Here is a 21,652-nt window from a genome sequence, read left to right as displayed (position 1 = left end):
CGCGTCCATTTTCCCTAGTATTTCTGGCGCAGGCTCTCTTCGATTCCGGCCGGATCAACGCCCTCTTGTTGAAATTTTTTCAGCATCACAGTGGTCTCCCGTTTAATCAGCGCTTCCATCTGCTTCACGAGCTTTTCCATTTGCGGTCGTTTGTCCAAATTTTTCTTGCCATCGTAGCCTACCACCACTCCCCGCAGTTCGAGGTTGATGTCAATGACGGGCTTTTTCTGGTTGCCGTTGCTCCGCACTTTTGACTTGGACCAGACAAAATCGAAAATGATCTCTTCCAGACGCTCGCCTTCGTTCGTCTGCTCCGTCAGCTCAAACTTGACGCGGGGAAGCCGCTTTTGTCCGAGCAAGCATTGCACCAGCTTGCCTTCGCGCTGCGAGTAGAAGCCGATCAGCTTGTCTTTGCGCAGCAGAGCGACTTTGGCGATCTGAATGTTTCCGTTTTGCTTGATTAAATAGGGCAAGTTCGGATCGCCCGTCTTGCTGGTCATCATGAACACAAAGTCGTGGATCGTAGAAAAAGACGAAAAAGCCGTTTCCACCCGCGGACGCAGCAAATCGTTCAAATACGTGTTCACTTCCGGCTTGTTTCGGTACTCGCCCCTGATGATATCTTCCGCTTTGCCTTTGACAATTGCGATGAATACGTTCTCGCCCACAATCGGATTCCGGTACAGGTCGAGCACGACTTTGCCGATGCCTACTTTGCGCGCCAGCTCCTCGCTGAACAAAATGACGCGAAGCTGTGACAGCGTCATCGTCCGTTCGGATTTTGTGGCGAGCTTCAACATCGCTTCGCTCGTCATGGAAGCTTTGGTCGAGTAAACTTGTGTCGATTCCTTTCCTCTGGCGGGAACGGGGATGGCGACAACGACGTTCATTTGCTTGTCGTCGATGTAGTCAAAGCCCATGACGCCGATCATCGCCATGTCTTCGAGGGCTGGCCGCTCGAACTCTCCCGTGCATCCGGCAAGCGCCAGGGAAAAAACCGTCGATATCAAATACCAGCAGATCCACCTCATCATGCTCCCTCTCCCCTTCCCGAACGCAGGGCGTGCAGCAGCAATAAAAAGATCGGCCACAAAATCAAGCCATACCCCAAATAAACGGTCACATAGTCATAAATGAACCGTTGGTCTTCCACCGCAAGCGGGCCGCGAATCATGTAGTAGGAGATCGCCGTCGGCAACAGAAGATGCCAGAGCCGCTGTTTTCTTGCCATGTCTTCTATCCCCGTGCGAGCCATCCACAAATACGTCGTGGACGTGCTGAGAATGAGAAACACCCACAAGCCGATGCCGAGATTTTCGATCCGCTCCATGAAAGACAGCTCCACCGCCTTGAACAGATTCAGGATCGGATAGACGAGATTCGCCATCTGCCATTCGGAAAAGTAGGCCACACTCGTAATCAGCACCAACACGTAAAACAAAACCACTGACCATACGCCGATCAGCACGTGCTTCAACGCCTTTTTCTTTTCGACAATAAACGGATAGTAAATCAGCAGCACCTCATATCCGAGCATGCTCCCGAACGATTGGTTGAGCGCGTCCAGCACGCTGGCCAGATCCGTATTGAACAGCGGAAAGATGTGCGTGATTCCCCCTTCCTGAAAGCCGTATTGCAGCAGCAAGAGCATCCAGCCCGTAAAGAACAGCGCCAGCAGGCAAAACCTGGCGACCAGCTTGATTCCGCCGTTGGTAATGTAAAACATCACGAGCGTCAGGCCGAGCAGCGGCACGGTGATCGTCTGGTTGTTCAGCATCGACGTCTGCAAAAGCCGCACATAGCCTTCGTTCGCGGTAGAGGCGTTCAAGATGGCGTAGACAATCACCACGACGTTGATCCCTCTGCCCAGCCACTTGCCGAGCAGCTTTTCATGAATCCGAAAAAGCGTGTCCTCCGGGTAGCGCCTGCACAAAGCGATCATCGGAAAAATCGTGAGCGTGACGATCAGCCCCATCAAAATCGGCGACCACCACAGGTTGTATCCCATTTTGCTGGCATAATGGGCAAGGGACAGCAAATTGACCCCCACCATCGTATTGATTACCAGTCCTACAACAAGAACCGGACGCAGGCTGTGAATCTTTCCTCTGTCCATCTATCTACTCCTCACCAATGGGACGCGTCTGTTTGCGTTTTGCTCGGGACATGCGGTTGCGATAGACGATGAACTTCATCGGTGCGCGCACGAGGCCGTTCAACAAGTCTGTCCACTGACGCGGCACGCCGGGCGCCATGTACGGAGTGCCGAGCGAGGTCAGGTTGAGCAGATGCGCGAACAAAAAGGCCAGCATGAGCATCTGCCCGTACATCCCCATCAAGCCAGCCATCAAAATAAAGCCGTATCGCACCAGCCGAATGGCGTTGCTCATCAAAAAATTCGGCGGCACAAACGAGAGCAGCGCTGAGATGGACACGAGAACGATCAGAATGTTGCTCGCCAGACCCGCCTGCACAGAGGCCGTCCCGATCACGATACCTCCGACGATACCGATGGTTTGCCCGATTTTCGTCGGCATGCGTATCCCGGCTTCCCGCAAAACTTCGATGACCAGCTCGATGAACAGCACTTCGATCACAGGAGGAAACGGAACCTGGCTGCGCGACTGGGACAAAATCGTCAACAAAGCGGGAGGAAGCATTTCCGGATGAAAGGTCAGGACAGATACGTAGCTCGATGTGAGCAAAATCGTGACAAACAGTCCGAAAAAGCGGATCATCCGCAGCAGGCTGGCGGTCGACCAGCGGTTGTAAAAGTCTTCCGGGCTGCTGAACATCTCCAGAAAGGAAGCGGGACAAATCGCCGCATCCGGGCTGCCGTTGAGCATAATGATGATGCGGCCGTCCAACAGCGCTGCTGTCACATTGTCAGGCCGCCCCGTCAGCCCGAACTGCGGGAACGGCGAGTACGGCTTGTCCTCCAGCATCTGCTTCAACACGGGCATCCCGACAAAGCCCTGGTACTCGACGTTTTGAATCCGCGTTTTTACCCGCTCCACGTTTTCGTCATTCGCGATATTTTCCAGGTACAGCACGGCTACCCTGTTCTTCGTCTCGGTGCCGATCGTGTAGGCGAGTATTTTCAGATTCGGCGTGGTCAGCCTGCGCCGCAGCATCGACAGATTGATTTCCAGCATCTCCACAAACGAATCCTGCGGCCCGAGCACAGTCGCCTCGCTCTCCGACTTCGTGATGGAGCGATGCTCGACCTGAAACGTATTGACGTGCAAAATCAGCTCCCTGTCCAGGAAAAACAGGATCGTATGGCCGCGCAGCAAATTGTTCATCAGCCTGCCCATGTCATCGGACTGGCACGGCTGCGCATAAGGCAACACCCGCAACGGGTCTTTTCCATCCGAGCGTTGCAACGGCAAAAAGACGGTTTCGTACACTTGCGTCAAATCTACCATCGTATCTAGAAAAAAAACGTGTACCTCTTCCTCATTGATCGTCAAGGACAGACTGCTGAGGTCATCCACGTTCGCCAATTGTTCTTTTACCATGTGCGGCGTGATGCGTTCGCCGCGACCAGACGGCTGCTCGTGCCTTCTGGCTTCTGCGACCTTGGTTACTTGCTCTCTCCACCAATCTGTCGGCCTCATGTTGAATCCCCTCGATCTGCAGGAAAATCCTTCTTACTTTGACCGATACGTGGTGATTTTATCCATTGGCGTGTGCTTTTGAAGGGAGTGGAGTAAGAGGCATTCGTGATCCGAAACGAAAAATAATTCTGAATCGGCTCGCGCCAATGGACAATTGTTTTTGCAATCGACTGAACCAGGCTTTCAATTCCTCTTGTTCCTCAGGTTTTCGTTTATCGGGAGATGTGTGGAGCAGACGTTGTTCATGTCTACCCCGGCGATGAGTTGCCCGCGAATGGGTACGTTTTCGCGTAGCTTCTAGTGATTTGGAGAAAAGTTGAATGACATTGAACTTGTCTGCTACTACAGTTGCATCCTTCCAAACGCTTCGAACTATCTCAGCCATTCTATGAGCCAAGTCGGTCACAACAACTTGTGGAGGCGTAGCAAAGGGCCAGTTCATGAGAGCGTTACGAACCTGTTTACGTGAACGACCTTCTGTGACCTGTCAGATATGTCCACTTTGTGCATCCATGAGGTTGACACCGTACTTGTGTCCTATTGGTAGAGCAAATTCGTCCAAGCAGACCATGGTAGGCGCAAGACGCTCCTGTGGTAAACTTGTTAGACAACGTTAGATTTCCTCTCTTTCAATGGTTTGTCTCGACAACAACCACGATGGAGGAACATCTACGTTTTTTCAATGTCTATCACGGATTTATGGTGATGAATCTTTAAATTGCAATTTTTACCTATATTTGTTATATTGCAAACAAATTACAAATATGGAGGTGTTGGAAGTGAAAAAGTTTTACTTAAGTGTTTTGGCTTTGAGCTTATCCCTATTAACTTTCGTTGCTCCTTCTACTGCTAAACAAACGCCGTCATGGGAAGAAGAAACTACTTTAACAAAAAAAGAAATCAATCGTATAGTTGACGATATAGGGTTAACATGAAGAAGAACTTGCGAATTTCCCAGATGATGTACTCAAAGAATTACTTGAAAACAACGCTAAAAAGTTGGCATCTAATAGTAAAACTGTAAGAGAAGAAGAATTTATGGATAAGAATACAATCACACCTCAAGTAGCTTTAGATGGTGGAATACTAGATTTAAACGCTACCGCATTTTCGGTAAATAGTGACATGACTGGTTATAAAAAGTTTTATTTATATGGAAGTTACGAATGGTCAAAAAGTCCTGAATGGGAACTTACAGACGGCTTGAGTATTGGTTTTCCAGTTACATCAAAATGCTTCCTCCCGATGTCATCACGTGGAAAAGTTCAGCAGCATGAATACAGATATTGTTATAGACCTGACAACAATACTTCTGCTAAATGGAGTTGTTCAACCTATACTACCCCTGATGATTGGGATCCTGGTGTTGGCGTAGGATCGAAAATTGATTTGGAAGCAATGCCAAGTAATAATGCTCACAAAGGGTATATATCACAATATGTATACGTCGAAAAAAATGAGTCTGGTACAGTAAACGTAAAATTTGAATATGGTCATCAAACTTGGACTTTGGGATCTGTTGCCTTTGCTGTCTATCCAGCAAGTTTTGCTATTGAACCGGCATCAGTTACTAAGGTTGAAGACTTCGGTATTGTGTTTCGATACTAATCTATATAACTAAAACTAGATCCTCCCCAAAGTAAGAGAGGATCTAGTTTTAGTTATGGTGAATTTATTACAATCAGAAACAATAATTGGCCAACTTTTTTGGGGAGTGATTACTTTTGAAAATTTTCTACTTATCATTCTACCTATCAATAATGGTTATCGTAGCGTTATCATTCATATGGAATCTTATTGAAGTAATGAAAGCATTAACTGAAAAAAACAATACAAGATTTAAAACCGCTAAAACAGTATCCATAATTAGTTTCTTACTTCTCCTTGTCCTCTATATCATTATTTTTGAATACATCGGGCGTTAACCATGACGATCAAAGCATTAGCGAAAGATTGCCGAGCCATCGAGGACGTTCATGAGATGCTCAAGAACCTCTTTTGTGACACCATCCAGCAGTTGTTTGAAGCGGAAATGGACGATCATTTAGGCTATGCCAAACATAATGCTGACGATGCCTTACGGAAAATTATCTAACTGGCAACCATGGAGGCATCAAATAAATGAACCATGCCACTTCGGTGCTGGAAAGAATGTATATCGCAACTGGCCATCCATTTTGGAAGCCGCTTGCAAGGGGAACTGTCCGCATAAAGAGGCTGTTAGGTCGGCCTGACATGGAGCCTCTGCGGGCATGATTCCTTGCGATTGGGCGATGCCAGTCAACCATGCATAGCATGGCTAACGAATCTATCATGCCCGCTCCTCCATGTAAAGCCGTTGACGTAACTATTCACCTGTTAAAAACCCATTTACACAAAAAAAATTACATTACTCTTCCTACCAGGCATTCCCTTTACTTTCCTTCATTGGTTTAGCACTTCATTCACAAAAAATATCAGCCAAATAACATGAATCAAGAATGGGATCTATGTGTGCTTTCGGGCAAACGAAAAAACGGGAGCCGCAGCCCCCGCTTCCTCACCTAGACAAGCGATTCGTATCGTTTAGGCGAACTGTTTGGACAGGTTCGCCATTTCAATCGCTGCCGTTGCCGCTTCCCAGCCTTTGTTGCCCGCTTTTGTGCCGGCGCGCTCAATCGCTTGCTCGATGTTGTCCGTCGTCAGCACGCCAAAAATGACCGGAATCCCGGTGGAAAGCGACAGCGAGGCGACGCCTTTGGCTGCTTCGTTGCAGACGTAGTCGAAGTGCGGAGTCGCTCCGCGGATGACCGCGCCCAATGTCACAACCGCGTCATAGCGCCCCGACTCGGCCATTTTTTTCGCGATCAACGGAATTTCAAAAGCGCCCGGCACCCAGGCCACGTCTACGTTGTCTTCCTCTACGCCGTGGCGCTTCAACGCATCGAGCGCACCGCCTACCAGCTTGCTGACGATCAGCTCGTTAAATCTTCCTGCTACAATCCCTACGCGCAAGCCCGTTCCTACCAAATGTCCCTCAAATGTTCTCATCTTCTCCACTCTCCTTAGCCTTTGAAATGAAGCAGGTGTCCCAGCTTCTCCTGTTTGGTCGACAAATACCGTTTGTTGTGCGGATGTGCCTGCATTTGCAGCGGCACCCGTTCCTCCACCTTCAGCCCGTAGCCGTCCAGCCCCCGGATTTTGCGCGGGTTATTGGTCAAAAGCCGCATTTTTTGCACGCCCAGGTCGCGGAGAATTTGCGCCCCGATGCCGTAATCGCGCAGATCGGCGGGGAATCCGAGCTTTTCGTTCGCCTCCACCGTATCCAGCCCTTCCTCCTGCAGCTTGTAGGCGCGCAGCTTGTTAATAAGCCCGATGCCGCGGCCTTCCTGGCGCATGTACAAAAGGATGCCGGAGCCCGCCGCCTCGATCTGCTCCAGCGCAGCATGCAGTTGCGGGCCGCAATCGCAGCGGTGGGACCCGAAAATATCTCCTGTGAGGCACTCGGAATGCACCCGGACGAGAACGGGCTTGGCCGAATCAATCTCGCCCTTGATGAGCGCCACGTGCTCTTTGCCGTCCAGCTCGTTCGTATAGGCGGCGATCCGAAAATCGCCATAGCTCGTCGGCAGGCTCACTTCGATTTCTTTTCGCACGTGCGATTCGGTGCGCATCCGGTAGGCGATCAGATCGGCAATCGTAATCAGCTTCAAGTCGAAGCGGCGAGCGATCTCCACGAGCTGCGGCAACCGCGCCATCGAGCCATCCTCGTTCATGATTTCGCAAATGACACCTGCGGGCACGCTCCCCGCCAGCCGGGCGAGGTCCACCGCCGCTTCGGTATGGCCCGCCCGCCGCAAAACGCCCCCGGCTCTCGCAATCAGCGGAAAAATATGCCCCGGCCTGCGAAAGTCCTCTGCCGTCTTCCGCTCGTCCAGCATCGCCAGCACGGTCTGCGAACGCTCCTGCGCCGAGATGCCTGTATGCGTGCTCACCTCGTCAATCGACACGGTAAACGCCGTCCCTTGCTTGTCCGTGTTGTGCCTGACCATTGGGGTGAGCGCAAGCCGCGCGGCCTGTTCCTCCGTCACCGGGACGCAGACAAGACCGCGCCCGTGCGTCGCCATAAAGTTAATCATCTCCGGCGCAGCCGCTTCCGCCAGGCAGACGAAGTCCCCTTCATTTTCCCGATCCTCGTCATCCACGACGATGATGGCTTTTCCTTGGCGCAAATCTTCCAGCGCCTCTTCTATGCGATGAAACATGGGCTTGTCCCTCCTCGTTCAAACGAATCCGTTTTCCTGCAAAAAAGCCATGCTGATTTTCGCGCCTTTTGCTTCGGTCTGATTGCCGCCTGCTGGCTTGCCGCGATAGCCCAAAAGCCGCTCGACGTACTTGCCGATAATATCTGTCTCCAGGTTCACCTGATCGCCCGCGCGCCGATCGTGCAGGCTGGTCGCTGCCAGCGTATGCGGGATGATCGACACCGAAAAATGCGCATCGGCAACGTCCACGACCGTAAGACTGATGCCATCGACGCAGATCGAGCCTTGCCTGATGACGTATCGTAACAGCTCCGGCGCGGCTTCAATGCGAAACAGCACAGCGTTGGCGTGCGGCTCTCGGGACAAAATCGTGCCCGTTCCGTCGATATGCCCGGAGACGATATGCCCGCCAAAGCGGTCGCCCAGCCGCATCGCCCGCTCCAGATTGACCCGCTGGCCTGTGCGCAGGTGACGGAGGGTTGTCTTTTTCATCGTCTCCGGCATGACATCTACGCTAAAATGCCGAGCCGAAAAAGACGTGACCGTCAGGCAAATCCCGTTGACGGCGATACTGTCGCCGAGCTTGACGCCTTCCAGCACCCGCTGCGCCCGAATGACCAGCCGACTCGCCTGCCCGTTGCCTGTGCTGGATTCCAACGTTCCGACTTCCTCCACCAGTCCGGTAAACATCGGCCTTTTCCTCCTCTTTGTGCTTTCTGAACAAAAATTTGCTCCCGTCGTCTGGCGACTGCTGCTCTCTGGCGCGAATGCGCAGAAAACGGAAAACCTGCTTCCAGCTACTTTTCCCATAGCGGATAACCGCTTATGCGCACGTCCTGCTCATCCAGCAGCTCGACAGTTGCATCCGCAAGCCGGACAGTCTGATCCATCGTGGCGAAGCCCGGTCCGCCAAATGGCGTGGGCGCGCCGCTTCCGCCGATCAGCTTCAACGACACGTAGCTGACGATCTTCTGGATCGCGCGCGCCTGTAAAAACGCCCCGTTCACTGCCTGCCCGCCTTCAACCAGCAGCGAAGTAATCCCGCACTCGCCCAGCGTATCCAGTACGTTTTCCACCGAAATTTGTCCGCTTGCCACAAACAGCCTGACGCCTTTTGCCGCCAATGCCGCACGCTTTTCTGGCGGAGCCGCCTCTGTCGTGAAAATCCAGGTCGGCGCATCCGCATTTTCGATCACGCGCGCTGCAAGTGGCGTGCGAAGCTCGCTGTCCAGGACGATCCGCACAGGCTGCCGTCCATACAACTGCTCCCCTTGTCTGGCCGTCAAAAGCGGATCGTCCGCCAAAACGGTTCCTACCCCGACCAAAATCGCATCGTGCTGTCTCCGCAGTTCGTGCACCTCCGCGCGCGCCCGTTCGCCCGTGATCCAGCGGCTGTGTCCTGTGACCGAAGCGATTTTGCCGTCCAGCGTGCTCGCCGTTTTCACCGTCACAAACGGGCGCTTCGTCGTGATGTAGTGGAAAAACACCTCGTTGAGCCTTTTCGCTTCCGCTTCGCCTACCCCGACGAGCACTTCCACTCCTGCGGCGCGCAGCTTCTCCACGCCTTTTCCAGCCACGAGCGGATTCGGGTCCAGCGTCGCAATCACAGCCCGGCGAATCCCCGCCGCCACTACCGCATCGGCGCAAGGGGGCGTTTTTCCGAAGTGGCTGCACGGCTCCAGCGTCACGTACAAAGTAGCGCCAGCCGCCTTTTCCCCTGCCATGCGCAGCGCATGCACCTCCGCATGCGGCTCCCCGGCACGCAAATGCGCGCCCATGCCTGCAACTGCTCCGTTGCTCACCAGGACTGCACCGACCAGTGGATTGGGGCTGGTCTGGCCGTGGGCCGAGCGCGCCAGCTCCAGCGCCAATGCCATGAACCGCTTGTCCTGCTCCATGTAAAACCTCCTTTTTCCTGCCTGGATTCCAGCCAAAACAAAAAGCCCTCGAAACCTCAAGCGTTTCAGGGCATAGGGAAAGAAGCCTTCTCGCATTCGTTTTTTGCAAAAATAACGATGCCAAAAAGCGCAGTCAGCTCTTCTTCCATCCGGACTTTACCGTCGGCTCTGGAGTTGCACCAGATCAGTCGCAAACCGTCACGGTCCACGAGTCGCGGGCTCAGACGATGGTTCGCCATCGCCATTACCGCCGGTCAGGAATTTCACCTTGCCCTGAAGATTTTCGCTATGAAGTTGCGGAATAAAAAACGCCCGTGAGAACATGCTCAGGGCGTAGGGAAAGAAACCTCGCAAATGCCTGTTTTTGAAAAAACAGCTCTGAGGTTATGCCAATACCTTCTCCCATCCGGACTTTACCGTCGGCCTTGGATTTGCACCAAGTCAGTCGCTATCCAACTGCGATAGCGAGTCGCGGGCTCAGACGTGCGTTCGTCATTACCGCCGGTCGGGAATTTCACCCTACCCTGAAGGCTGGTATTCAGTTAGGCAAAGTATAGCACATTTTTCACGTTCGCTGTCATTTTTTTAGGCAGAAGTGTTTTTCTCCTGCCTGCAAGCTTTGTTACAACATAGTCAGCAGCTCGCGCAAATCCGCAATGTACGCTTGCGGTGCCACGTCATGGCGCTCCATGTCTTGCGCATGTCCCTGGTAGGCGATAAACGCCACCTCCCCGTCCTGCGCGGCTTTTCCGTCAATCCAGGAATCCCCGACCATCGTCCAGGCCGAAGCAGGCATATCGGGATACTGCCTGCGAATGTAATGAATCCCGGACGGGTGCGGCTTCAAGGTCGTCATCTGCTCGCGCGCCACAATCTTCTCGAAGCAGCCCGCAATACCGGTTTGGTGCAGCGCTTCCTCTGCGGCAGCGTAGGCGTTGTTGGTCAAAATGAACAAATGATGCCGCTCCATGAGCTGCGCGAGCACTTCCTGGGCATGGTTCTCGAGAACAGCCTCGTGCATCCCCGCCTTTTCGATTGCCGTGACGGCTCCCCACATCTCCTGTTCGAGCTGGCTGGTCAGCCTGCCCGACTTTCGGCCAAGCTCGATCAGTTGCGAGGCGGTATGGCTGTGCCAGTCGAAGGTCGGCTCTATCAGACCATGCTCCGTCCACAACTGAAAAATTGCCTGCTTCATTTCCGCAAAATTGATCTTCGAGTGCAGCAGCGTATTGTCCATGTCAAAAATGATGCCTGTTGCAAAGCGTCTGTTCATTTCCTTTCCAGCCCCCTCGTCTTCGGTCCGTTCCCGTCTCTTGCGCTCGCAAGCCGCTTTTTTCAGTATAGCAAACAAGCTGCTCCCCCGATTGCCGAATGCTGGAAACAGGACTTTTTCCATATGGAGAACCAAAAATGACATAGAATATTTTCTACGTATGATGAAGAGGAGATGATGATACGTGATGAAAAAGAAAGCGTGGGCGCACGTCGCTCTGTCGCTCTTCGCAGCAGTGGCGATCAGTGCGTGCAGCCAGCCAGCTTCAGTGGATCAACCGGCACAGCAAGCGGAACAGCAAACACCGCAACAGTCAGCGCAGCAACCAGCACAGCAGACTGCGCAACAGCCGACCCAGCAAACTTCCGGCGACACTGCTGCCCAGCCTGCCTCTGAACAGAAGCGGCCGGAATATCTCCCAGCCGATTTCCCGCTCCCGGAGGTCGCCGAAATTAGCACCTCGCATTCCGAAATCAAAGACGGCAAAAAGTTTGTCCTGCTCATTTTCAGCACAAAGGAAAGCATGCCAGCCGTAACCAAGCTGTACAAAGACTACTTCAAGACGCAAAACCTCTCTGACTCCGGGCAAACCATCGACGACTAAAACATCATTATTCAGGGAGGCAACATCGAGAAAAAACAGTCCTGGTCGATGATCGGCGGCCCGCTCAGCGGCCAGGAAGGCGTCATCGAGCTGACTGTCACCTGGGCGGAGCAGTAAGCAAGGGCAGCCATCTCCATGAAAAAAGCGACAGCTCGCACGCTGCCGCTTTTTTTCGTTTCCGCCGCGCCTTCTACGGGCTGTCGTCCATACCTTCCATGGGCGCACGCGGCACATCCGGCTTGCCTTCCGGATTGTTGTACAAATACTGCGGCACGTCGCCGATGATGAGGGAGTGCGTGATCGGGATTTTCGTCGTAACCGTCTGCTCCTCGGTCGCAAACGGAATGACGATGCGCAAGTCGACCTCTACGAAAATGTAGACCGTGGCGAGCACCATGTTGATGCCCGCCTCCTTCAGCTCTGTCTCCAGCTTCGTTTTCACAGAGCCGATCGGCACGAAGGTCACGGGCAAGTTCGGCCCCATTTGCGCCAGAAACGTATTCCCTGTCGCCAGGCCAAGCGGAATCGTGCGGTCCACTTTTTCCGTCTCGAACTCCTGGAGCTTGTTCTGGACGCGCGAGGTGGTTTCGCCGACAATTCTTGCGTACTCCTTGAAGTTGAACTGATACGCCTGAATTTGCCCCTCGTTGTTCTTCTCGATCTTCACGATCTGGTTGAAGTCGACGCCTTGCTGGGAAATCCGCTTGGTGACCGCATCCGTAATCGCTTCCTTCGCCAATTGCTCTGCTTTTTGAGTAGCCAGGATCAACAGTGTCGGCTCCAGCCGATGCTGCAAAAAAACGAGCGTCTGAATCGACAGCACAAAAAAAATCACCAGCGCGATCAAAAACGCTTTCGTTCGGGAAAGCGGGTTTCTCCAACGCCGACGGGGTCGAAATATAGCCACTCCCGTCACCTCCCAATTGGTACATCCTATGGTGAGTGACGGGAAAAAAGACTACCCGCGACGAGCGCCGCCCGCTTGCTGTGCCTTGCGCACATAGCATCCCAGACCGAGCAGTGCCAGAGCCAAAAGCGCCTGCGCGACGGCGACCATCGCTGCCAATCCTAAGACAGCGGAAATCGCGGGCGCCGCCAAAAATCCGACAAAAAACCCGCTGCGGCTAAACAAGCCCTGTACCCCCAGCACCTTGCCGCGCACCTCGTTTTTGGCCTGCTGCAACAGCGTGCTCTCCAAGACTTGAGCCGCTCCGCCAAAAAGCCCCGCGCCCGCGAGCAAAAGCAGCGCCCAAACCGCACCGTCGGCGGCAAACGCAAGCACGATGAACACAGCCAGGAGCCAATGCGCCCCCAGCATCCCAGGCCAAGGCGCAACGGGAATGCGCCCCACCAGATAAGCGCCGAGCAGGCCGCCGACACTCATGACTGACCACATCATCCCGTGCAAGGTCGCGTCCCCGTGGCTAATCTGATCTGCCAAAAACGGCAAACCGTAGTTATGCGAAGCCGTGCTGATCGACAGCGGCGCAGCCAGCAGGCTGATGGCAAGCAATACGGGCGCGCTTTGCAAGTACCTGACGGCTGCCCGCATGCCACGCTCCTTTTGCTTCCCCCCGCTGTCTCCGGCAGAGCGCTCGCCAGCCGCCCCGCTTTTCGGCCATGCCCGGCTCTCCCAGCGCATCCGGGTCAAGAGCAAAGCCGAGAGGAAGAAGCTGGCTGCATCTGCGCCAATGACGAGCGCGTAGCCAACACGGTCAGTCAAAAAGCCCCCCAGCACAAAGCCCGCCATGCCTACGAGCGATTCCAGGCGCACCTTGAGCCCGTTCACCCACACCAGCCGCTCCATCCCGAACATCTGCGGCAGCGAAGCCTGAAAGCTGATCGTAAACAGCGTGTACAGCATGCCTTTGAGAAACGCTGCGGCAACCACGACATACGGATGCGGAGCAGCGATGATTGCGAGAAGCGCAAGTCCTGCTCCGATATCGCTTGCGATCATGGCATGCCTGCGGTCCATCCGGTCAGCCAGCATGCCCGCAAACGGGCTGAACAGCATGCCGCCTACCTGACGGGCGACAAAAAAGGCCGTCAGCCAAAAGGCGCTATGCTCAAATGTGAAAATCAACGCGCTGCACGCGATCAAATCCATTCGCGAGCCAAGCGAAGACAGCGCATTGACGTACAAGTAATGTTTTACGTTCATGTGTGCCAAACCTCCTGTCAGTCGCAGGCGGTTCGGACAGACGCCCCCCGCTACAGGGTGCGTACACTGATTGTGGCAGTTGACATGCGCATGCCTCCTCATGTGTTGAGTTGGGTACAAACCATTGTTGAACTTGGACAATCACTTTTGACGGGGGCCGTCCCCTCACCGTCTTCGTGCGGCACCAACTGCCGTATCCCCATGATAGAGCGAGGCAAGCTGCCTTGTCACGCCAAATCGTTTGACTGGCCTTCGCAAAAAAACGCGCTTCCCCTACGTCAGACTGCAACCGTTTCTCATATGGTAAGGGGAAGATCTTTTTTCGCCTCAGGAGGTTTGTCATGAATTTGCAACGTTTGGAACAAGCATTTGGCTCCCTCGTTTTCCCCAGTCACGCTGAGCTGAGGCAGGCGCTCGTTTCCCTTTCGCTCTGCCCAGAAGATATCGCGTCCCACATTCCCCAGCCTGAACAGCTCCCCTACGGACGCAAAATTTTGTACCAGACGCCGCACGTCGAAGTCGTCCTGATCCATCTGCCCAGCATGCAGGAGTCTGTCCCGCACAACCATGGCGATTCCTTTGGCTGGGAATGGATCATTTCCGGGACGCTCACCAATGTCGTCTACCTTCCTGCCGATCGCGAGGGAGAGGTGTTTCGCGCCCAGACAACCCATGTCAGCGCCGGAGACTGCTACTACGTCGCCCCCGGCGAAATTCACGCCATCCGCAACAACACAGACGCGCCGGTGTACTCGCTCAACGTCTACACGCCGCCGCTGCAAAACTCCCGGCAGTATCACCCGACCACTTCTGCGACCTGACGCAACGAACACACGCTCATGAAAAAAACAGTACGCCCCCCACCGACGGCCGTACTGTTTTTTCTTCGCCTACAAATTTTCCGTGATCTCCGACAGCTCGTCCGCGGAGCTGGCTACTTGCGCCACAGCCTGGTTCATATCCTCCATGACCTTGAAGAAGTTTTCCAGCTCTTTTTGAATGTGCGAGCTCTGCTCCTTGCTGTCCGAGACAGCGTTGATAATGCCCTCGAAAAACGCATTCGTCTCGTCCGTCATTTTTGTGCTCGACTTCACGAGCCCCTGGATTTCCAGCACGACCGATGACAGGACAGTCGTTTGCTGATTCGTTCTCTCGATCAGCTCCCGCACGCCGAATACCGATTTTTTCGTCTGCTCGGCCAGCTTGCGCACCTCGTCGGCTACGACCGCAAAGCCTCGCCCCTGCTCTCCGGCTCTCGCGGCTTCGATCGCCGCATTGAGCGCCAACAGATTGGTCTGCTCGGCAATCGCCGTCACCACGTCGACAATTCCGCGAATTTTTTCCGCGTTGTCCTCCAGCGTGTTCATTTCTTCGGAAATTTGCTTCACGCTCTGCTGGATCAGCCCCATCTGCTCCTGCTGCTTCTCCAGCTTTTCCTTGCCCTCCCGGGACAGCTCCTGCGCCTTGCTGGAAAAATCCGTGCCGTTTTCGGCGTAGCGAAGCACTTCGCGCGACTGCTCCGTCAGTTGCTCGACGGACGCGCTGTTTTCCTCCGAGACGGCTGCCAGCTCATGCGCGGAATTGGTCAGCAAAACCCGCAGTTCGTCCTTTTTGGCCTGCTCGGCGCGACGAACACGCTCATGTTCATTCTCGTATTCTTCCAGCACGATTTGCTGCTCGATGTTGAGAATTTTGCTCACCGCAGTGAGCGCCAGCACGAACTCATCCTTGTCCGCGATGTTTTTATGCAGAATATCCATAATGGATATGAACAAATTTTGAAACGCACTCAAGTACCATTTCGGCTCCAGTCCGATCCGCATGTGAATGATGGCGATCCTGCTGCGCTGCTCGATGTACGCGGCGTCGATACAGCCGTTGAACATCTCTGTGATATGGCGGGTCAGTGTGCCCTTCAGTCTGGCAATGGTGCTGTTTTTGTCCACAATGCTCATGAGCAGTGGTTCAGTTTCAATATTCGAATAAAAGAAGTCTACAATTTTGTCAATATTGCGAACGATAAGCGGTTGAAGCGCTTTGACAATCGACAAGTCCTCCTCTGTCAGATGGATCAGCGCCAGTTGCCTGGAGAGGGTGGTTTGCCCGTGAAGCTGTACTTTTCCCTGTTCCTTGCGCTCCTGGAAAAACGACTCCTTTTTGACTTTTCCTTTCAATCCAAACAGGCTGGAAAATGGACATGTACTCATACGCCGAACTCCTTTTTACCGAATAAAAAATGGCTGTACTAACCATATTAGGTAGAGTAAACGAATAATTTCCAATTGGCATATCCTTTTAATTATATACCCGATTCTTCTATCGTGTAAACCACGCCCCAAACAAAGAGAGCGCCCTTTCTCTTGAAAAGGAAGGCCCCCTCCACGCTCTACATCTCTGCTTTTTTCACTTCTGCCTTTTGCAGCTTCCAGCCCGTCTTGTCCCATTTCCACAGCGACTCGACGTAGGCAATCGTGTCGGCGTTGGCTACGCCGCTCACCCGCTGCACGCCTTTCAGCTCGCAGACGCCGTCGCGGTTCTCGTCCACAGGCGTAAGCACGCTGAAGCTGTTCGGCATCACCTCGGTCGGCGTCAGCAGCTTTCCGTCCTTGTACACCCCGTTTTCGTCGTATATTTTTTTGCGGTCAGTCAGGTCGAGAACGGTGGTATGGTTCGTCTCCTTGATGTGAATCGGCACTTTGTAGTTGTCCTGGTACGAACCGGTGATCGTCAGCGGCTGCGGCACCGGCAAAACGACAGGCTTGTTGTCCTTGTTGCCAAACAGGTAAAACTCCGATGTTCCGCCGCTGCCGCCCGTCGGCGCCTGGAGCAAAATTTGTTTCGTGCCGTTTCCGATGAAATCGCAAAAAGCCATGTCCGGCTGATACCCGCCATACGGTGTCGTAAAAAACACCGTCTTTTTCGCCACCGGATCTTGCACCATCACCTTCAGCTTTTCATAGTACGGGCTGTCAGCGGCAAAGCGGTGGCCGAGCAGCGTCACGACATCCGGACGCCCGTCTCCTGTGACATCTTGCCGTTTGATCTGAATTTCCTCATACACGCTCGGCGGCGGCTGAACCTGGCGCGCTTCCCGAGCGCTAACCGGTTGCCCTGCTGCTCCCGCGATCAACCCCCACGCCAGCACGGCTGCCATCCCTACTCGTTTACCCTTCCACATATGCATCCACCTTTTTACGTTTTCGCTATCGTTCGTAGTATGTTAGAAAAATCGCCAGGCCATGCCGTTATTTTTGCGAAAACTGCCCCGTTTCCAAAATGGCTAGATGCAGGAAAGTGCGGTACACTATTCCAAAGAACGTTGACCGTCTCTGGCAAGCAGACGAGCCGATTGTCATACGTATGAGAATGACAGCCAAACAAGGAGGCGAGACAAGGGTGGATACGCCAAAAAAACGGCGGGCCGCACAGGCTCCCCCCAGCCGCGAAGCGCTGCGCTCTGCCTATGAGCTGATTCTCACACGTATTTTGCCACGTCTGCCGCCATCCCCTCACTCTACTGGCAGGAGATGCACGCATGAAGATACGACTGATCGAAAACGGCCTCATAACGGAAATAGATGACGTGGAGGAAGCTGTCGCAGTGCCCGGAAAAGGCTTCTATTGGATTGACGCTTCTCCCTTCGACCTCGATATTTTGCAGCCGCTGTTCGGGCTTCACCCGCTCGCGGTCGAGGACTGCATCGACGAAGAAGAGCAGCGGCCCAAGCTGCAACTATACGACGACCATTATTTCATGGTGCTAAACGGCATCGCCTTCCACAATCAGGACATTTTCCTACGGGAGATCAATATTTTTCTCGGCAGCCATGCGATCATTACCGTGACCAAGCAGGAAGCGCCAGAGTTCGCTTCCATGCTCCCCATCGTCCGGGAAAAAGAAGTGAACCACCCGGACACTTTTTTGTATCATCTCGTCGATCAGATTGTGGATCGGTATTTTGATGTGACGGAAAAAATCGAGGACTTGATTGAAGCGCTGGAAGAGGAAATTTTGATGAACACCCGCAAATCCCACCTCGACCAGATCATCGGGCTGCGCAGCGAGATTTTGTACGCGCGAAAAATGCTCGTGCCGCAACGGGATTTGATTGATGCCTTGCACAAAAAAGAACTCCCGCTGATTCGGCCGAAGCTGCGGAAGTACTTTGGCGATATTTTGGAGGATGCGAGCAAGATCGTGGAGAACTTCGAGACGTTTCGCGACTTGATCGGAAACTTGCGCGAAGCCTACCAGGCAGCTCTCGCCGGGCGGGCAAACGACATCATGCGCGTGTTTACCGCCCTGACCACGATTTTCATGCCGCTGACGATCGTCACGGGGATTTACGGCATGAACTTCGACTTCATGCCGGAGCTGCACTCTCCTTACGGCTACTACATCGTGCTTGGCTGCATGGCGGCGATCGGCTTGACGATGTTCATCCTGTTCAAGAAAAAAGAGTGGCTGTGAACTGGCTAGACGAGGTCGCCACACGCCACGATCATCAGCGAAAGCATTTTCGACAAATCGCATTCATACGGCTGAGCCAGATCCTGCCCTTCTTCATTGACCAAGATGCGGATGATGGGGCGGCTTGGCATGCCTTTGTTGGAATCCACAACCACGCCGGATACGCCTGTGTTGAGCGTCACGCTCAAGCCTACCGGGTAGAGCGCAATCTTGTCGCGCAAAGCTTCGACATAAAACTGGTCAAACAATACGCCTGACCCGGAATAGAGCACTTCCATCGCTTCGTGCGGCAGCATCCCCCGGCGGTAGACGCGATGCGAGGTCAAGGCGTCGAATACGTCAGCGACGGCCATCAGGCGGCCAAAAGGGTGAATCTCTTCTTTTTTCAGATGACGCGGGTACCCGGAGCCGTCCCAGCGCTCGTGGTGCTGGAAGGCGCAGTGCGCGGCGAGCAGCGGGATGTCGTCCTGCCTGCGCAGCATCTCGAAGCCGATTTCGGCATGCTTTTTCATCACTTCAAACTCTTCTGTCGTCAAGCGGCCCGGCTTTTTCAGGATTTCATCCGGAATGTGCATCTTGCCGATGTCGTGCAGCATGCCGCCGATGGAGATATCCAAAATCTCTCTTTCCGTACAGCCTGTGTTGATCGCCAGTGCCGTACTGTAGAGCGCGACGTTGAAGGAATGGCTGAAAATGTAGTTATCGAAGGCGCATGCGTCGGCGAGCAGGTTCATGGCTGATTTGCTGCCTTTCAGTTCGTCAGCGACAGCCGACATGACTTGCCTCAACTGGCGGCCCAGATTTTTGTCCGTTAACAGTTGCTGCCATTTTTGCGGCACTTCCTGAACACTGCGAAACGTATCGTGAATAATGAACATCGCCTGTCTGCGCGTGCCTTCGGAAATGACTGTATCCACCATGATATCGTCCGTGCGAGTATCTTCTATGTACAGGCTGTTGATGTTCTTGCTCTTGAGGCGCTCGATCATTCGCTGGGTCAGCTCTACTCCCGCCCCAACGAGTACCGTTCCGTTTTCTGCGTAGATGGAACGGGCAAGCTTGTCGCCCGGCCGGCATTTATGAATGGATTTCAGTCTCATTTCCAACCTTCGCCTTTCATCAGAGTACCCCTATTATAGCGTGATTCGACGTAATTCTACATGAAAAAATTTCTAGCTCCCAAGAAATCGCGCCCACAAAAAACACCTTCGTCTCATCGACAAAGGCGTCCTTGTTTCAGCGTGTATCGTTATCTGTGTATGCTACAGCATTTTGACGACGGCTTCCCGCCCGATCATGCCGGCCGTGATTCCTTGCGCCTCTGCTGTCGTCGTCACGGATTCCAGCGGCGCGTCCAGCAGCTCGTCGATCGTCTTGACGCCGACGGCTCTGCCCGCAATAATTTCGCGGCTGGCCAGCCGTTCATTCAGCAAGCCCACGTCCAATGCCCCGCACATGATGTAGCCTTTGTCTGTCGTCACCGCAAGCAATGTCGTCTTGGGCAGCCGCACGGTGACTGCGATCGCCGTCCCTTCCGGAAAGTGGATAGGCTGTACTTCGACCATCCCGCTCCCTCCTTTTCTCTCCTGCTTTTGCGTTACCATCCTATGACACAGGAGCCAAAAGTGTGTGCCGCCAAGCGGCGCATTCAATGCACGAGCGGTGCCGGGAACTGTTCATCCTCCATCGCGACCTTGCGCTTCATCACTTCGATCATGTACGTAGCCAGCATGTGAAACAGCTCTTCCTCGTCCATGCCCTCCACCAGCTCAAGCAGGTCGTCGCGCGTCTGCTCGTGCAAAACGCCGACAACCACTGCCGTAATATCCTCCTCGTCGCCATTGAAGTGTCCTTTGTACAGTTCGTAAACTTCGTCGATAAACCTCATCGCTCATCCCCCTTGCTTCTCTCGATAGCATGCCCAGAACCGGGCGAGGGCACTTTTTCCCATCTCGGCAAAAAAGCGTTTTGCACAAGCGCTGTGTCGGTAATCGTGCTGGCGATCACCTCGCGAAGCATTTCCGGAAGAAAATACTCGATCTCCCTGCCCTGCAGCAAATCGGGGAACAGGCGGTTGTACATGAACATGTCGACCGTTCCGACCCGATACTCCCGCTCCCTTGCCAGCGGCTGACCGTTGACCTCGATCGCCACGATATGCGGCTCCTCGGAGTCCTCATACCGGATGCGCAGCCCGTCCACCGCCATCCAGCCTTCGATTTTGCCGCGAAAACCGCAGCCGCGCAGCTCGCGATGCACGATCTGCGGCTGGATCGCCTGCTCCAGCACGGCAGCGAGCTGACTGCCGGTGAGCGTCACGGCACAGGCGTTGATCGGATGAGGCACACTTTTCAGCAGTTGGGCAAAAGTCAGGCTGCCGCGCTGCAAGTCAGACAGCAAAAGCCCGCCGTTGGCAATTCCCACTTCAGCCCCTGTCCACTTGCGAATGCTGGCTGCCAAAAAAGAGCCGAACGGAGTCTCCTCCGTCCAGTTGACGCGCAAATCCCGCTCCAGCCTGGCAATCGGCCGAATCAGGCTCGCATGGGCCCGTTCGTGTTCTTTTTGCAAAAAAGCGAGCAGCCGCTGGTCCGGCTCGTACTGCCCGGTTTCAAACAGCTCTGCCGAAACGTCTGCGATCTGTTTGGCCGCGCGGTCCCAGACGAGCCTGATGTGGCCGACGTGCTCGCCGAAGCGGCCCGTCTGGGCGATCAGCGTGTTGCCCACCCGTTCGCCATGCGGCAGCGTATGATGGGTATGTCCGCCGAGGATCACATCCAGTCCCTCGACCTCTTGCGCAAGCCGGCAATCGGTCGGGTAGCCGAGGTGAGACAGCAGGATGACGATATCGACAGAAGAACGCAAGGCGGCCACTTGCTCACGCAAAACAGGCAGCGGCTCGCGGATTTCCCAGCCCATGTTCTGATAGGAGGAAAAAGGGATGGTCATGCCGAGCAAGGCGATGCGCAGCTCCCCAAACGTGTGGATCGCATACGGGACAGCCCAGGCCGGAGGGGCCATCGTCGCTCTGTCCAGCAGGTTGCCGACGATGACGGTGAAGCCGGCTTGCTCGTACATCGAATCGAGCTTGCTTTTCGGCAGCGTGATCCCCTCGTTGTTGCCAATCGTCGCGTACTGGTAGCCGCATCTGTTCAGGACGCTCACATTCGTTTTCCCGAAGCTCGCCTCCGAGCGGACGTCCATCCTGTCCATATGGTCCCCGATGTCGACGGTCAGCACATGCTCCTGCTGGCTCTCCCACTGCTCGCGGCGCGTTTTCAGGCAAGTCGCAATCTGCGGCATTTTTTCGAAATGGCTGTGCAAATCGTTGGTGTGCAGCAAATGCAAGGTACAGGTGTCCGCCACGACTTTCCCCTCCCT

General features: G+C 54.2%; 23 protein-coding genes, 2 pseudogenes and 2 riboswitches. Of the genes and pseudogenes, 7 read left to right on the top strand and 18 right to left on the bottom strand.

The features are described 5' to 3' along the window. Window positions 1–14: 14 nt before the first annotated feature. From BA6348_RS07450 to BA6348_RS27975, 4 genes are read right to left on the bottom strand one after another with little or no spacing between them, the layout of a single operon-like run. Window positions 15–1,034, bottom strand: coding sequence for a Ger(x)C family spore germination protein (locus BA6348_RS07450; RefSeq protein WP_242507460.1), 1,020 nt, complete (start codon window positions 1,032–1,034; stop codon window positions 15–17). Beyond that, complete coding sequence (locus tag BA6348_RS07445; protein WP_025843844.1) at window positions 1,031–2,116, bottom strand: GerAB/ArcD/ProY family transporter; 1,086 nt, start codon at window positions 2,114–2,116, stop codon at window positions 1,031–1,033. Before BA6348_RS07445 ends, BA6348_RS07450 begins: the two co-directional genes overlap by 4 nt. Before the next feature lie 4 nt (window positions 2,117–2,120). After that, window positions 2,121–3,620 carry a spore germination protein gene (locus tag BA6348_RS07440; protein ID WP_122952371.1) on the bottom strand — a complete coding sequence of 500 codons (1,500 nt, stop codon included), beginning with the start codon at window positions 3,618–3,620 and terminating at the stop codon, window positions 2,121–2,123. A 58-nt stretch (window positions 3,621–3,678) separates the two neighbouring features. Continuing rightward, entirely contained in the window at window positions 3,679–4,062 is a 384-nt protein-coding gene (locus tag BA6348_RS27975) for a transposase (RefSeq protein ID WP_122903161.1), read from the bottom strand. A gap of 337 nt (window positions 4,063–4,399) precedes the next feature. Here BA6348_RS27975 and BA6348_RS26545 point away from each other — a divergent pair, with 337 nt between their 5' ends. The 4 genes and pseudogenes from BA6348_RS26545 to BA6348_RS27970 form a co-directional block, all read left to right on the top strand. Further along, window positions 4,400–4,555: a hypothetical protein gene (locus tag BA6348_RS26545; protein ID WP_165328979.1), complete on the top strand. Its 156-nt coding sequence runs from the start codon at window positions 4,400–4,402 to the stop codon at window positions 4,553–4,555. A gap of 103 nt (window positions 4,556–4,658) precedes the next feature. Further along, entirely contained in the window at window positions 4,659–5,228 is a 570-nt protein-coding gene (locus BA6348_RS07430) for a hypothetical protein (RefSeq protein ID WP_141333640.1), read from the top strand. 319 nt (window positions 5,229–5,547) lie between these two features. Continuing rightward, window positions 5,548–5,691: pseudogene (locus tag BA6348_RS07425) on the top strand (IS256 family transposase); the annotation flags it as partial. Beyond that, window positions 5,686–5,832 (top strand): annotated as a pseudogene (locus BA6348_RS27970) (IS256 family transposase); the annotation flags it as partial. The pseudogenes BA6348_RS07425 and BA6348_RS27970, both read left to right, overlap by 6 nt. A 353-nt stretch (window positions 5,833–6,185) precedes the next feature. Here the strand turns inward: BA6348_RS27970 and ribH are convergent. From ribH to BA6348_RS07395, 5 genes are all read right to left on the bottom strand, one after another. Further along, window positions 6,186–6,650: a 6,7-dimethyl-8-ribityllumazine synthase gene (ribH, locus tag BA6348_RS07415; protein WP_005829418.1), complete on the bottom strand. Its 465-nt coding sequence runs from the start codon at window positions 6,648–6,650 to the stop codon at window positions 6,186–6,188. 14 nt (window positions 6,651–6,664) lie between these two features. Next, the gene (locus BA6348_RS07410) at window positions 6,665–7,864 is read right to left on the bottom strand and encodes a bifunctional 3,4-dihydroxy-2-butanone-4-phosphate synthase/GTP cyclohydrolase II (protein WP_005829416.1); all 1,200 of its coding nucleotides are present in this window, start codon (window positions 7,862–7,864) and stop codon (window positions 6,665–6,667) included. Window positions 7,865–7,882: 18 nt separating this feature from the next. After that, window positions 7,883–8,554, bottom strand: coding sequence for a riboflavin synthase (locus tag BA6348_RS07405; RefSeq protein ID WP_005829414.1), 672 nt, complete (start codon window positions 8,552–8,554; stop codon window positions 7,883–7,885). A gap of 107 nt (window positions 8,555–8,661) precedes the next feature. Further along, window positions 8,662–9,762, bottom strand: a complete 1,101-nt coding sequence (gene ribD, locus BA6348_RS07400; RefSeq protein WP_005829412.1) for a bifunctional diaminohydroxyphosphoribosylaminopyrimidine deaminase/5-amino-6-(5-phosphoribosylamino)uracil reductase RibD — start codon at window positions 9,760–9,762, stop codon at window positions 8,662–8,664. 133 nt (window positions 9,763–9,895) lie between these two features. Beyond that, window positions 9,896–10,047: riboswitch (FMN riboswitch) on the bottom strand. Between the two features lie 105 nt (window positions 10,048–10,152). Continuing rightward, a riboswitch (FMN riboswitch) is annotated at window positions 10,153–10,298 on the bottom strand. Between the two features lie 86 nt (window positions 10,299–10,384). Continuing rightward, window positions 10,385–11,035, bottom strand: coding sequence for an HAD family hydrolase (locus BA6348_RS07395; protein WP_025844110.1), 651 nt, complete (start codon window positions 11,033–11,035; stop codon window positions 10,385–10,387). 187 nt (window positions 11,036–11,222) lie between these two features. On the opposite strand from BA6348_RS07395, the gene BA6348_RS07390 reads away from it, so the two are divergent. Further along, entirely contained in the window at window positions 11,223–11,639 is a 417-nt protein-coding gene (locus BA6348_RS07390; protein WP_025844111.1) for a hypothetical protein, read from the top strand. An 11-nt stretch (window positions 11,640–11,650) separates the two neighbouring features. Here BA6348_RS07390 and BA6348_RS26540 read toward each other — a convergent pair whose 3' ends face one another. Genes BA6348_RS26540 through BA6348_RS07380 form a run of 3 tightly spaced genes read right to left on the bottom strand, consistent with a single transcriptional unit; the run spans window position 11,651 to window position 13,803 of the window. After that, window positions 11,651–11,797 carry a hypothetical protein gene (locus BA6348_RS26540; protein ID WP_157179491.1) on the bottom strand — a complete coding sequence of 49 codons (147 nt, stop codon included), beginning with the start codon at window positions 11,795–11,797 and terminating at the stop codon, window positions 11,651–11,653. A 32-nt stretch (window positions 11,798–11,829) separates the two neighbouring features. Further along, the gene (gene yunB, locus BA6348_RS07385; RefSeq protein ID WP_035316748.1) at window positions 11,830–12,555 is read right to left on the bottom strand and encodes a sporulation protein YunB; all 726 of its coding nucleotides are present in this window, start codon (window positions 12,553–12,555) and stop codon (window positions 11,830–11,832) included. Window positions 12,556–12,597: 42 nt separating this feature from the next. Next, window positions 12,598–13,803: an MFS transporter gene (locus tag BA6348_RS07380; RefSeq protein ID WP_122952370.1), complete on the bottom strand. Its 1,206-nt coding sequence runs from the start codon at window positions 13,801–13,803 to the stop codon at window positions 12,598–12,600. A 341-nt stretch (window positions 13,804–14,144) separates the two neighbouring features. Here BA6348_RS07380 and BA6348_RS07375 point away from each other — a divergent pair, with 341 nt between their 5' ends. After that, window positions 14,145–14,624 (top strand): cysteine dioxygenase, encoded by a 480-nt coding sequence (locus tag BA6348_RS07375; RefSeq protein WP_025844114.1) that lies wholly within the window; start codon window positions 14,145–14,147, stop codon window positions 14,622–14,624. 69 nt (window positions 14,625–14,693) lie between these two features. On the opposite strand, the gene BA6348_RS07370 is transcribed toward BA6348_RS07375, so the two are convergent. Further along, a complete protein-coding gene (locus BA6348_RS07370; RefSeq protein ID WP_122952369.1) occupies window positions 14,694–16,010 on the bottom strand; it encodes a globin-coupled sensor protein in 1,317 nt (438 codons plus the stop codon). Between the two features lie 179 nt (window positions 16,011–16,189). Then, window positions 16,190–16,981, bottom strand: a complete 792-nt coding sequence (locus BA6348_RS07365) for a hypothetical protein (RefSeq protein WP_025844116.1) — start codon at window positions 16,979–16,981, stop codon at window positions 16,190–16,192. A gap of 357 nt (window positions 16,982–17,338) precedes the next feature. Here BA6348_RS07365 and corA point away from each other — a divergent pair, with 357 nt between their 5' ends. Then, window positions 17,339–18,274 (top strand): magnesium/cobalt transporter CorA, encoded by a 936-nt coding sequence (corA, locus tag BA6348_RS07360; protein WP_005829396.1) that lies wholly within the window; start codon window positions 17,339–17,341, stop codon window positions 18,272–18,274. A gap of 5 nt (window positions 18,275–18,279) precedes the next feature. On the opposite strand, the gene BA6348_RS07355 is transcribed toward corA, so the two are convergent. The 4 genes from BA6348_RS07355 to BA6348_RS07340 form a co-directional block, all read right to left on the bottom strand. Beyond that, window positions 18,280–19,374 (bottom strand): HD-GYP domain-containing protein, encoded by a 1,095-nt coding sequence (locus BA6348_RS07355; protein WP_122952368.1) that lies wholly within the window; start codon window positions 19,372–19,374, stop codon window positions 18,280–18,282. A gap of 162 nt (window positions 19,375–19,536) precedes the next feature. Then, window positions 19,537–19,839 carry a YunC family protein gene (locus tag BA6348_RS07350; RefSeq protein ID WP_005829391.1) on the bottom strand — a complete coding sequence of 101 codons (303 nt, stop codon included), beginning with the start codon at window positions 19,837–19,839 and terminating at the stop codon, window positions 19,537–19,539. A gap of 83 nt (window positions 19,840–19,922) precedes the next feature. After that, on the bottom strand, window positions 19,923–20,162 hold the full coding sequence (locus tag BA6348_RS07345) for a DUF6154 family protein (RefSeq protein WP_005829389.1): 240 nt from the start codon (window positions 20,160–20,162) through the stop codon (window positions 19,923–19,925). Beyond that, a complete protein-coding gene (locus BA6348_RS07340; RefSeq protein ID WP_007787461.1) occupies window positions 20,159–21,637 on the bottom strand; it encodes a bifunctional metallophosphatase/5'-nucleotidase in 1,479 nt (492 codons plus the stop codon). Before BA6348_RS07340 ends, BA6348_RS07345 begins: the two co-directional genes overlap by 4 nt. Window positions 21,638–21,652: the final 15 nt, after the last annotated feature.

Origin of the sequence: Brevibacillus agri, assembly GCF_004117055.1 — a bacterium.
GTDB classification, from domain to species: domain Bacteria; phylum Bacillota; class Bacilli; order Brevibacillales; family Brevibacillaceae; genus Brevibacillus; species Brevibacillus agri.
Note: the sequence above shows the minus strand (reverse complement) of the source record. Positions and strands in the feature narration are given on the sequence as shown.